Here is an 11,855-nt window from a genome sequence, read left to right on the forward strand (position 1 = left end):
CGCTCAGGCGTGCGCGTGGGAATGGTCCCCGGTCACGCCACTGTCGTGCACGTGCCGATGGCTGTGCTCGGCGCCGTCGTGCACGTGGCTGTGCTCGTGTTCGACGTGCTCATGGTCGTGCCCCACGTGGGCGTGGGTGTGGCTGGTGGAGCCGTGCGCGTGCTCGTGGGTGTGGACCCCATCGGCCCGGCGACCGCTTGTATCGATGTTGCCTTCGCTCATGTCTGATTCCCTTCGGTCGGCCGGGTTCACGCCGAACCCGGTAACGGTTTCACCGCTCTGTCCTGCTGGTGGTGTCCGGGCACTCCCGGACCGGCATGCTCGGCGTTGAACACCGCATCGAGGACGAGTTGACGGACGTGGTCGTTCTCCAGTCGGTAGAACACCGACGTGCCTTCGCGGCGCGTGCGGACCAGTCGCGCCATCCGCAGCTTCGCCAGATGCTGCGAGATGGACGGCGCCGGCTTGCCGACGTGGTCGGCGAGGTCGTTGACCGACCGCTCGCTGGACACCAGCGCCCACAGGATCTGGATTCGGGTCGGGTCAGCGAGCATGCGAAACACCTCGACGATCAGCACCGCCTGTTCTTCGGGCAGCCTCCCTTCCATTTCCCTATTATCTGCATTCATACGCAGATAGTAGCAGCGCCGTCCGGTGTCGGACCGTCTGGTTAGCATGGCGAATGTCGCGATTTGTCCGACGAGTTGGCGAAGGATCCTCACCAGACACATGCGTATGCAGGTGAATCAGTTCTCCCCGGAGAGGGCGATGCCCGATGGCACCTGAGGCGTCCGGCGCCACGAACTCGCCCGGCGAGGGCCTTCTCCCGCCCGGCACGCCGATCGACCTGGACAATTGCGCCCGCGAGCCGATCCACATTCCGGGCAGCATCCAACCCCGCGGAGTGCTCGCGGTCGTCGACGAGCACGACTTCACGGTGCGCCACGTCAGCGCGAACGTCGCCGACCTGCTGGACCGCGCTGTCGACGCGGTTCTCGGACGCCACCTCTCCAGTCTGATCGGTGCCGACCAGGCCGCGATCCTCGAGCAGGCGAGCGCGAACTTCGGCGACCTGCGTCAACGCAACCCGGTGGAGTGCGTCATCGACGTCGCGGGTGAGGCCAAGGAGTTCGACGCGATCCTGCACCGGGATCCAGGTGGGCTGCTGGTCGAACTCGAGATCGCCCACGGCGAGCGGCCGTACTCGTTTCCCAACACCTATCAAGCGGTGCGCAGCTCGGTGGAGGACCTGAACCGCGCCAGCACGCTGTCAGAGCTCTACGACACCACCGCCCGCGCGGTGCGCGACCTGACCGGCTTCGACCGCGTCATGGTGTACCGCTACGACGACGACTTCAACGGCGAGGTGGTAGCCGAGTCGAAACGCGCCGACCTGAATTCCTTCCTGGGCCTGCACTATCCGTCCACCGACATCCCCGCGCAGGCGCGCGCGCTGTACGAGAAGAACTGGATCCGGCTCATCTCCGACGTCGACTACACGCCGGCGCCCCTGGTGCCGGGGACCGATGCGGCGACCGGCCTTCCGCTGGATCTGACCTATGCCACGCTGCGCAGTGTCTCCCCGATCCACATCGAGTATCTGAAGAACATGGGTGTGCGTGCCTCGATGTCGATTTCGCTGCTGCGCCACGGACGGTTGTGGGGGCTCATCGCGTGCCACCACTATTCGGGCCCGCACCTGCCGCCGTTCGGCAGCCGCGCCGCCGCCGAGTTCCTGGGCTCGACACTGTCGTTGCGGCTGGTCGACCAGTACGAAGAGGACGAGCTGCAGAAGCGGCTGGCTGCGCAGGAGGTCCTGGGCGAGTTGATCGTCGCGACGCTCGACGACGACACCCCGCTGGTCACGACGCTGCTCGACGCGCCGAGCCTGCTCGACCTGGTACCCGCCGATGGCGTCGTCGTCGAACTCGAGGGGCAGACCGTGGCACGCGGCATGGTGCCCGCACAGGACACGGTCAAGGACGTCGTCGGGTGGGCGCGCATCGGGCACGACGAGATCGCCGCCACCGACCGGCTGGCCCACGAGCTGCCCGACGTCGACCTGGATCCGGCCGTGGCCGCCGGCACGCTGGTGCTCAACCTGCCCGACGGTCAGTACGTCGCCTGGTTCCGGCGTGAGGTGCTCCGATCGGTGGATTGGGGTGGGGACCCCCACAACAAGGCCATCGCGGTCGCCGAAGGTGACGAGGTACGGCTGAGCCCCCGCAAGTCGTTCGAGCGGTGGCGTGAGGTCGTGCGCCGCCGCGGTGAACCCTGGACGCCCAGCGAGACGGAGTCCGCGGCGGCGCTGCGCAGGCATCTGGTGGAGTCGCTGTATCGGCGGACGCGGGGCGCGCTCCGGGTGGCTGAGGTCATGCATCGCAGCCTGATGCCGCAGTCCATTCCCACGCTCGAGAACTGGCAGCTGTCAGCGCAGTACGAGCCCGCCGCCGGTGGGCGTGTCGGCGGCGACTGGTACGACGCGTTCGAACTCCCCGACGGCCGGCTGGTCATGCTGCTCGGCGACGTCGCCGGCCACGGCATCACGGTAGCCGGAACCATGGCCCAGCTGCGGAACGCATTGCGCGCGCAGCTGTTCACCGGCGCGACGCCGGCGGAGGCGCTGCACCAGCTCAACGCGTTCTGCCTGCACATGCTGCCCGGGGTGTTCGCCACGGTGATCGTGGCCCGCGTCGACCTGGACACCGGTGACGTGGAGGCCGCGTCCGCCGGTCACCTGATGCCGTACCTGACCAGCTCCGGGCAGGCGTGGCAGGCGTCGATCCGGTTGTCGCCACCCATCGGTGCGCGCGGGGCGACCTACCGGCTCAGCACATTCGGCATCGAACACGGTCACGGTCTGGTGATGTTCTCCGACGGTCTGGTCGAGCGGCGCGGCGAGGCGATCGACGATGGAATCGACCGGTTGGCTCGAGTTCTCGGCCGGGTCGGGGAAACCCCGGCGGCGCTGATCTGGGACAGCACCCGCACCGACGACAGCGACGACGACATCACCATCATCACGCTGCAACGCCGCTGACGGCCGCCTCCCCGCACAACGGGGAGACGGCCGCGGCGTCCGATCGCGGTCAGGCGGGGTTGAACAGCCTCGGCTCCAGCCACGCACCGGTCCTGGCTTGCCGCAACGCTTTCGCTCCGGCCAAGACGGCCAGGTCGGCCAACGGTTCGAGCGCGATCACGGTCAGATAGGCCACCCCGAAGGTGGCGATGCTGGCGAGCGTCGCCATCGAGAAACCCTCACCGTAGAGCGCCCAGAACGTCACCCACGACACGATGCCGGCCTGATAGGTCGTCGACATCGCCAGCACCTGGCGGTATTTCAGGTCGACGTAGGCGGTGTCCGGTGCGACGGTCCGCTGCGCGACATACTGCAGGGCGAACAGCGGGACCAGCAGCGTGGTGACATTCATGCCGTACTGCGGCAGGTCGAAAGGCGCGACCAGGACACCCTGCAGCAGCAGGCCGGTGGCAAGCCCGAACGCCGCCGGAGCCGCGCCGAACACCAGGAACAAGGTGGAGCCCAGGATCAGGTGCACCTCGGACACCCCGACCGGGAAGTGCGGGAAGACCTGGAAGAAGACCAGCGTCAGCGCCGTCGTCGCGAAGGCGCCGAACAGCAGTGACGCTGCGCCCCGTTCCTTGACGTGCTTCCACGCCGCGGTCACAGCATAGGCGCCGGCACCACCGGCGGTGAGGTAACTCAGAACGATCTTGGAACCTTCGACGATTCCGGGTTCGATGTGCATCGCTGTTCCTTTGTGTGATCAGTGGTCGTGCTCGGCTGCGGCATGGCCGCCGTCGTCGACGGCGACCGGGAGATGAAGGATTCCATGTTGGTCGACAACGGATTCCAGCGCGGCGACCCAGTGGTCGTAGTACTCCCACTCGCCACGGGTGTCGCCGGGGGCTTGTTCCCAGGCCCCGATCGTGTCGATCAGGCTCTGCTGGAACTCACTCCACGGATAGTGCCCGAACTCGGACAGCGCCAACGCCAGACCGAATGCCCGCCGCTGCCACTCGTGGTCGAACTGGGGTGCCGCCTGATCGGTGGTGCAGGTGCTGTGCAGTTTCATGCCTGCCCCGCCAACGCGACGCCCATCATCGACTCGGTGGTCACGAGATCCATCAGCTGCTCGTCGCTGAAATCCTCGGTGCCCGAGGGCCGTTCCGGAATGACGAACCACCGGGAGTGACCGCTGGAATCCCAGACCTTGATCTCGGTGTCCTCGGGCAACTCGACACCGATCTCGGCGAGCACGGTGCGCGGCTCGCGCGCGGCGCGGGCGCGGAACACCGGGTCTTTGTACCAGTAGGGCGGCAGGCCGAGCACGGGCCATGGGAAGCACGAGCACAGTGTGCAGATGACCAGGTTGTGCACACCGGGGCCGTTGGCGACCGCCTGCAGGTGTTCACCCTCGGCACCCGCCATTCCCTCGGGCAGTTCCAGTTCGGCGATCGCCGCGGGCGTGTCGCCGACGACGCGCGTGGCGAAGTCCGGGTCGGTCCACGCCTTCACGACGATCTTCTTCCCGTTCAGCGGTGTCATCTCGGATTCGAAGTAGGCCAGCACCTTGTCGACGGTGGCGCTGGTGATCACTCCCTTCTCGATCAGCAGGCGCTCCAACGCGGATACCTTGTCGGCGCTGGCCTGTTCGCGGTCGGAGGGATAGGCAAACTGATCGGTCACTGGATCTCCTCGGCGGGTTGAAGGTAGGCCTCGAACAGCTCGGCGTACAGGGTGTTGGCCCCGGGCTCGGCACGAACACCCCACAGTTCCCCGGGAGTGAATTCGACGATGTAGATCGGCATGGGATCGCCGATGCCGTCGCCGGTGTGCACGAAATAGCCGTAATCGCCTTCGAAGATGCGTGTCACCGTGCCGATCCGGTCCCGCAGGTAGCCCGGCAGCCGGGTGTGGTCGCCGGCCGGGACGTCGGCGATGCGTACGGCATCGCCGACCGCGAACTTCGGGTGCGCGGTGTCGCGACGAGGGCTGTCGCCGCGGCGCAGGTAGTCGATCACCTGATCGTCGATGGCGGTGTCACCGCCCTCGGCCGACCAGGGCTCCCCGGCCCTGGCCGCGATCTCGTCCTCGGTGACGTAACCGTTGTCGATGAAGAACTGGGTGATCCCACCGAGCCATTTCTCGTAGTAACGGAACTTGAAGTAGTCGAACGGGTTCATGCCTTCCGCGCCCGTACGCAAGCTCGCCCACGTCCATTCGTCCCGGAACGCGGTGGGCACGTCGGCGATCGGGTATTCGGGCAACGCCGATCCCAGATGGTTACTCAGACCCATCATCGCGACGTGGATGCCGAAGATCCGTTTCTCCCAGTCCTCGACGAAGACCCGCTTCTCGAGGTTCAGCGGTTCGGGAAGGCCCTCCAGGCCGCCCAGGTAATGCTGCAACTTCATGCGGTGGCACCTTTCGTGTCGGGGCGCTGCGCCGGCGCCGTCTTGGTCATCACGTTCGCCAGGTATTCCGAGGCGATGCCGAACGTTGCGCCCAGCACGCAGGCGCATGCCGCGACCAGGCCGGGATGGGAGATGCTGGTCTCGTGGACCAGCGCCCCGGTTCCGGCGACCGTGGACACCGTGGAGGCGAAGCCGACCACCACCGCCGGGGTCGTCGACAGCAGACCGACCCAGGACGCCTGGACCATCAGCGCGCTCCCGACGCCCACTGCGATGGCGGTGGCGGTCAGGCTGCCGCCGAGCAGGTATGCGGCGTAGAGGCTGGCCACCGCGATGACGACGCCGACCAGGTTGGACGCCACCGAGCGCACCCAACCGGCCGGGCCGCCGCCGACGAAGTAGAACGATGCCCATGCCAGGAACACCACCCAGATCGGCACCGTGATCACGGTGGCGGTGAACGCCACCGCCACGCCGCCGAGGACGCCGATGCTCAGCGTCAACGCAGATCGCGAATCCATGAAGTTGCACCTCGTTCGGTTGTCTGTCCGGTGTGCCCAACGCCGCGTGTCGACGCTGGATCCGGGAACCACGTTGAGTGGGAGGTGTTTCCGATTGGTGAACGAGGCTTTTCGGTTGCTGACGAGGGTGGACATCTCGTGCGCAGAAGCAGACATCGCAGATCTGGGCCGGCCGAGACGGACAGAACAGGCGAAAATCCGGACATCGGCGCGCGCGGCGATGCGGACGCGCCAACCATGATTCAATGTGCCACAAACGCCGCCCGCGCCGCATCGCGGTGCTGGTTTTCGACGGCGTACGCACCCTGGATGTGACCGGTCCGCTGGAGGTTTTCGACGTCGCCCGCACTCTCGGATGTGCGTACCCGGTCGCGTTGTACTCGTGCGGTACGTCGCGCAGCGTCCGATGTTCGTCGGGCCTGTCGTTCGAGACGCGTCCCGCTGCTGAGCTGCCCCCGGAGATCGACACCCTGCTCGTACCCGGTGGCGCGGCTTTCGTCAGCGACGGTGTCCCCCAGGACCTGCAGCAATTGCTCCGCACGCATGCGCCGGCCGCACGGCGGGTGGCCTCGGTCTGCGCCGGAGCCTTCGCACTCGGCGCGGCAGGCCTGCTGGAGGGACGCCGGGCCACCACCCACTGGCGCCACCTCGACAGCTTCGCAGCGCGCCACCCCTCGACCGTCGTGGAGCGGGATTCGGTGTACACCCGCGACGGGGAGCTGTGGACGTCGGCGGGCGTCGCGGCCGGCATCGACCTGGCGCTGGCGCTCGTCGCCGACGACCACGGCTCCGGCGCCGCACAGCAGATCGCCAAGGAATTGGTCATCATGGGCCGGCGAATGGAGGGCCATCCCCAGATTTCGGTGGCCGCACGAACACCCAGACCCCAACACCCCGAGCTGGAACGTCTGATGGCCACCGTGAACGCCGACCCGGCCGGACGTTACGACCTCGACACCGTCGCCGCTCGAGTGGGGTTGAGTGCACGGCATCTCGCCAGAGTCTTCAAAGCCCAGGTCGGCATGTCGCTGCGCGAGTACGTCCACGAGGTCCGGCTGGAGAACGCGGTGGGACTGGTGCTCGCCGGGGAGTCCTTCCATGCGGCGTCTCAGAGAAGCGGCCTGCGCTACGGCGCCCAGGTGCGCGACTACCTCGCCGCGCACTGCGCGCGGCCGGTCGGCGCACGCGAGTCACTGGTCGATTCCGGTGGTGCGGAAGCGGTTCCGGTATACCCCGGGTGAGACCCCCAAATTGCGACGGAAGGTGCGCCGCAACGTGTCCGACGTGCCGAACCCGGCGCGTCGGGCCACCGCGTCCTGGCTGTGGTCGCTCGTCGCCAGCAGCACCTTGGCAGCTTCGAGCCGCGCCTTCTCGACGAAACGGGCCGGTGTCATCCCGACCTGGTCGCGGAACATCCGGACCAGGTGCCGCTCGCTGACCACCGCCCGACCGGCCATGGCGGCCGTCGAATGGTCGCCGCCCGGGTCGGCGACGACCGAGTCCAGGATGTCGCGCAGGCCTCCGGAGACCGGCCGGGCCGCCTCGGCCCAGACGCTGAACTGGGCCTGACCGCCGGGCCGCTGCAGGAACACCACCATCCACCGGGCCACCCGGCGAGCCACGTTCGGGCCGTAGTCACTTTCCACCAGGGCGAGCGCCAGGTCGATACCGGCGGTGATGCCGGCCCCGGTGATGTAGCGGCCGTCCTGGACGAACAGCGAGTCGGGATCCACCTCGACCTGGGGATAGCTGCGGCCCAGCGTCTGGCAGTGTGCCCAGTGTGTGGTGGCCCGGCGCCCGTCGAGCAGTCCCAGCGCAGCGAGTACGAACGACCCCGTGCACACCGAGGCGACCCTGCGCGCTCGCGGGGCCAGCTCGGCCACCATCTTCATCGCGTCCGGGACGCAGTCCGGCGTCGGCTCCTCGGGGATGTCGTGCAGGCCGGGGGTGAAGGTGAAGTCCGCCGGAACCCCACCGGGGACCAGCAGCGTGTCGATCTCGCGGGGCACCTCAGCCAGCGCGACATCGACGTCGAGCTTCGCGTAGGCCGTGGTGCCCACCGGCTGCCCGGTCGGCGAGGCCAGCAGCACCCGGTAGTTCGCCCCGAAGTCGTTGGCGCGGGCGAAGATCTCCAGCGGCGCCGCGACATCCTGCAACGTCACCTTGTTGTAGAGCGCGAAGACGACGGTGCGCGGCCCACTCGCCGTGGCTTCCGCCCATGCATCGTCCGGCGCCACCTCGTCGTGGTCATGCCTGAATTCGTCGGCCATGCGCTTCGAATCGCCCTTTCCTGACCCCCGCCATCTACTGCGGCGTCACGGATCCGGAAAGCGGTCTGCCGGGTGTGCACAGCGCTGGCTGGGCATGAGCACCGCAAGGCCGGGCGGCTCTCCTCCGCTGACGACAACCGAACGGTAACTCAGCGCATACCCACTGTCGCGGGCAAGCCGTTAACAGGATGTTGCGACAGATTCGTCCACGCGGCAATTCATGTACCAACCCATCTCGTCGACGGTCATGTGCCGTCCTTCGCGGGTCGGCTGGAGGGCAGCGGCACGCCTTGTGTCGGGTCGTCGGGCGAGGTGCTGAGTGGTGACCGAGACCCGGGCACCCTCGTCGGCCCGCCGTCCGCGTCCTGCTGCGAGAGGGTGAAGTAATTCTCTTCTTCTTGCACGAAGTGCAAGCGCAGCAACGCATGCAACCCGTAGAGGCAGGCGAGCAGATCGTCGACTTGGTAGGGCTGGATGCCACCGGCTGCGTCTGCGACCTGGATGTGCGTGCCGATCCGATCGGAGAGCCGCGCGATCTCGACATGCGTGCGACTCATCGTTGCCGTGGCTTCGGCGCTGTGGAGCGGTTCGGCCAGTGCCGGATACAGCTCGTTCTCCTCAGCCCGCTCGTGCGGCAGTATCCGTGCCTCGAGCAAGGCATGGGCCGCTCGCACGGCCTGCAGCGAATCGGCATCGGCGCTGTGGACCAACCGATCTGCAGTGTCGCGGATCGTCTGCACTGCCTGCCGCAACTCGTCGTGCTCGGTGGCGAATCGGTCCAGCAGACGCTCGGTATCCGCCGACACCCGAACCTGAGCATCCGGACTGCCGCCGAGAGCGCGCAGCGCGTTGAGGATGACCGCCACGTCGATGGCCTCCTGCAGCAGCGCCCCCGGAGCGGGGGCGAGCCAACCCACCGCGGCAATCCCCATCGCCAGCAGAGACAACCCCATGCCGACGCCTGCGCTCTGCACCGCGATGCGACGCGACCAGCGCGCGGTGTCCATGGCATCGGCCAGGCGGTCGAGGCGGTCCGTGGTCAGCACGATGTCGGCCGCCTCGGACGACGCCGTGGCTCCGCGCGCGCCCATCGCCACGCCGACCGTCGCGGCCGCCAAGGCGGGTGCGTCGTTGATGCCGTCGCCGACCATCACAGTCACCGCTCGTTCCCGTTCGGCGCGCACCGCGGCGACCTTGTCGGCCGGTGTCTGCCGGGCGTACACCTCGTCGAGTCCCAGAACGGTGCCCACTTCCCGCGCCGGCTCCGGACGGTCACCGGTGAGCATCACCAGCCGGGTGAACCCGGCCTCACGGAGTCGTCGCATCGTTCGGGGAGCCTGACGCCGTAGCGGATCCCGTAACAAGACCGCACCGACAGGGTCCTGCTCGACGCAAACCCACGCCACCGCAGCGCTGTCCAACCGGGCGCGGTTCAGCGCCCCCTCGGTCCAACCGACGGCGGCGCTGTCACCGGCCGTCTTCCCCACGCTGACCCGCCGGTTGTCGAGGACCGCGCTGACGCCCCAGCCGGGCTCCTCGGTCACGTCGGCGGGCAGGGAAAGCTGCAGGCCGCGGCCGAGCGCTTCGGCCACGATCGCTTCGGCCAGCACGTGCGGCGAAACCTGGTCGACCGATGCGGCCAGACGCAAGACTTCTGCCGCGTCGATACCGGGCGCCGCGACGACGTCGACCACACGCGGCCGGCCCATCGTCAAGGTGCCTGTCTTGTCCATCACCAAAGTCGTTGCGTGACCGAGGTTCTCCAGCGCACCTCCGCTCCGGACCACCACCCCGACCCGTGAGGCCCGGGACAGCCCCGAGACGATGGCCACCGGCGCCGCCAGCAGAAGCGGACACGGGGTGGCCACGACCAACACCGCCACGGCGCGGACCGCCGAGCCGCTGGCCAGCCACGCTGCCCCCGCCACCAGGAGCGTCACGGGTAAGAAATACGCCGCATAGCGGTCGGCCAACCGCACCACCGGTGCGCTCTCCGCACCCGCCTGTTGTGCGAGCCGCACGATGCCGGCATACGTGCTGTCCTCGGCCCGCGCCTCGGCGCGCAGCGCGAACACGCTGCCGGCATTGACCACACCGCTGCGCACGAGGTCACCGACGGATCGGTCCACCTGCAACGGCTCCCCGGTCAGAGCCGACTCGTCCAACACCGCGTCACCCTCGACGACGCGTCCGTCCACCGGGACCACATCACCGGAGGCGACGATGAGGACGTCATCGACGTCGATCTCGGCGACGGTGACCACGCGGACCTCATCGCCGTCACGCAGACGCGCGAAGCGCGGGGCGCGCTGCAGCAACGCGGTGAGGTCACGGGCGGCGCGGCGAGTGGCAGCGGCGTCCAACGCCCGTCCGCTTGCCAGCATCACCGCGATCAGCGCACCGGCGAGGTATTCACCCACGATCAAGGTGCCGGCCAGGGACAGCACCGCAATCAGGTCGACTCCCGCCCGTCGGTCGCGCAGCGCGACGACCACCCACACCACGGCGGGCAGGATGGCGACGATGGTGCCCGCCATCCAGCACCTGTCCGCGACGGCGTGGGCCCCGAGAAGCCGAGCGACACCGCCGACGAGCAGCGCTCCGACCGTGAGCACCACCAAGGCCGGCTCCACCCCGGCGCGCATCCGGTGCAGCGCTCGCCCCACCCCGGCGCGCACACCACTGGTGAACATGGCACAAGTCGATCACCGGCAACCACGGGACACAAGGGTCGTAATACCTCCTGCGGCGGGCGGCACGGCCCGCCGCACGCAGGTTTGGGCAGCCTGCTCTTGCTAGCCGGGCAGGCTCGGCGCTGACTACCGTGACGCCGTGACCACACCGTCCCATCCGGCCGAGCCGCACACCGGCTCCGTGGCCGCCAAACTCAACTGGCTGCGCGCCGGGGTTCTCGGCGCCAACGACGGCATCGTGTCGACCGCAGGCATCGTGGTCGGCGTGGCCGCGGCGACCGCCGAGCGCGGCCCGATCCTGACCGCGGGCATCGCCGGCCTCGCCGCCGGGGCGGTGTCGATGGCGTTGGGCGAATACGTCTCTGTCAGCACCCAGCGCGACACCGAGAAGGCACTACTGAGCAAGGAACGCCGAGAGCTCCGGGAGGACCCCGACGCCGAACTCGACGAGCTGGCCGCGCTCTACGAAGGCAAGGGGCTGACGCGCCGCACCGCGCGCACCGTCGCCGAGGAGCTCACGGCGCGCGACGCCTTCTCCGCGCACGCCGAGATCGAACTCGGCATCACCCCGGGCGAGCTGACGAATCCGTGGCAGGCGGCGCTGTCGTCGGCGCTGGCGTTCACGGTCGGCGCGCTGCTGCCCCTGATCGCCATCCTTGTGCCCCCGACCACGTGGCGGGTCCCCGTCACCGTGGTCGCCGTCCTGGTGGCGTTGGTGATCACCGGAGCCGTGTCCGCGGCCCTGGGTGGCGCCCCGAAGCAGCGGGCCGTACTGCGCAACCTCATCGGCGGTGGGCTGGCGTTGACGATCACCTACGCGATCGGTCATCTGGTGGGGGCCGCAATCGCATGAGTGCTTGACGCGACCACAACGACCACAACCTCCATTACGGCCACAAGAGTGACTTGGGTCACATCAGTGCGTGATGATCTGC

The 11,855-nt window shown here is 68.4% G+C and carries 12 protein-coding genes; 3 read left to right on the forward strand and 9 right to left on the reverse strand.

Annotation, left to right across the window (positions count from 1 at the left end):
• Positions 1–3 precede the first annotated feature (3 nt).
• Positions 4–222, reverse strand: coding sequence for a zinc transporter Slc39a7 (locus ACEWX3_RS20465; protein WP_374157509.1), 219 nt, complete (start codon positions 220–222; stop codon positions 4–6).
• Between the two features lie 26 nt (positions 223–248).
• Entirely contained in the window at positions 249–608 is a 360-nt protein-coding gene (locus tag ACEWX3_RS20470) for an ArsR/SmtB family transcription factor (RefSeq protein ID WP_374157510.1), read from the reverse strand.
• 167 nt (positions 609–775) lie between these two features.
• Between ACEWX3_RS20470 and ACEWX3_RS20475 the strand changes: the two genes are divergently transcribed.
• Positions 776–3,040, forward strand: a complete 2,265-nt coding sequence (locus ACEWX3_RS20475) for a SpoIIE family protein phosphatase (RefSeq protein ID WP_374157511.1) — start codon at positions 776–778, stop codon at positions 3,038–3,040.
• A 49-nt stretch (positions 3,041–3,089) separates the two neighbouring features.
• Here ACEWX3_RS20475 and ACEWX3_RS20480 read toward each other — a convergent pair whose 3' ends face one another.
• From ACEWX3_RS20480 to ACEWX3_RS20500, 5 genes are read right to left on the reverse strand one after another with little or no spacing between them, the layout of a single operon-like run.
• Complete coding sequence (locus ACEWX3_RS20480) at positions 3,090–3,767, reverse strand: energy-coupling factor ABC transporter permease (protein ID WP_207068979.1); 678 nt, start codon at positions 3,765–3,767, stop codon at positions 3,090–3,092.
• An 18-nt stretch (positions 3,768–3,785) separates the two neighbouring features.
• Complete coding sequence (locus tag ACEWX3_RS20485; RefSeq protein WP_207068980.1) at positions 3,786–4,094, reverse strand: nitrile hydratase accessory protein; 309 nt, start codon at positions 4,092–4,094, stop codon at positions 3,786–3,788.
• Complete coding sequence (gene nthA, locus ACEWX3_RS20490) at positions 4,091–4,708, reverse strand: nitrile hydratase subunit alpha (RefSeq protein ID WP_374157512.1); 618 nt, start codon at positions 4,706–4,708, stop codon at positions 4,091–4,093. Before nthA ends, ACEWX3_RS20485 begins: the two co-directional genes overlap by 4 nt.
• Positions 4,705–5,436: a nitrile hydratase subunit beta gene (gene nthB / locus ACEWX3_RS20495; protein ID WP_207068982.1), complete on the reverse strand. Its 732-nt coding sequence runs from the start codon at positions 5,434–5,436 to the stop codon at positions 4,705–4,707. Before nthB ends, nthA begins: the two co-directional genes overlap by 4 nt.
• Complete coding sequence (locus ACEWX3_RS20500) at positions 5,433–5,957, reverse strand: DUF1097 domain-containing protein (protein WP_374157513.1); 525 nt, start codon at positions 5,955–5,957, stop codon at positions 5,433–5,435. The genes nthB and ACEWX3_RS20500 overlap by 4 nt, the downstream gene beginning before the upstream one ends.
• Positions 5,958–6,202: 245 nt before the next feature.
• Here ACEWX3_RS20500 and ACEWX3_RS20505 point away from each other — a divergent pair, with 245 nt between their 5' ends.
• Positions 6,203–7,198, forward strand: coding sequence for a GlxA family transcriptional regulator (locus tag ACEWX3_RS20505; protein ID WP_374157514.1), 996 nt, complete (start codon positions 6,203–6,205; stop codon positions 7,196–7,198).
• Here the strand turns inward: ACEWX3_RS20505 and ACEWX3_RS20510 are convergent.
• Both ACEWX3_RS20510 and ACEWX3_RS20515 read right to left on the reverse strand, forming a co-directional pair.
• The gene (locus ACEWX3_RS20510; protein WP_207068985.1) at positions 7,148–8,227 is read right to left on the reverse strand and encodes a GlxA family transcriptional regulator; all 1,080 of its coding nucleotides are present in this window, start codon (positions 8,225–8,227) and stop codon (positions 7,148–7,150) included. The two genes, ACEWX3_RS20505 and ACEWX3_RS20510, sit on opposite strands and share 51 nt — an antisense overlap.
• A 245-nt stretch (positions 8,228–8,472) precedes the next feature.
• Complete coding sequence (locus ACEWX3_RS20515; protein ID WP_374157515.1) at positions 8,473–10,920, reverse strand: heavy metal translocating P-type ATPase; 2,448 nt, start codon at positions 10,918–10,920, stop codon at positions 8,473–8,475.
• A 139-nt stretch (positions 10,921–11,059) separates the two neighbouring features.
• Here ACEWX3_RS20515 and ACEWX3_RS20520 point away from each other — a divergent pair, with 139 nt between their 5' ends.
• Entirely contained in the window at positions 11,060–11,773 is a 714-nt protein-coding gene (locus tag ACEWX3_RS20520) for a VIT family protein (RefSeq protein ID WP_207068986.1), read from the forward strand.
• Positions 11,774–11,855: the final 82 nt, after the last annotated feature.

The organism is Mycobacterium sp. G7A2 (assembly GCF_041902445.1).
GTDB lineage: Bacteria > Actinomycetota > Actinomycetes > Mycobacteriales > Mycobacteriaceae > Mycobacterium.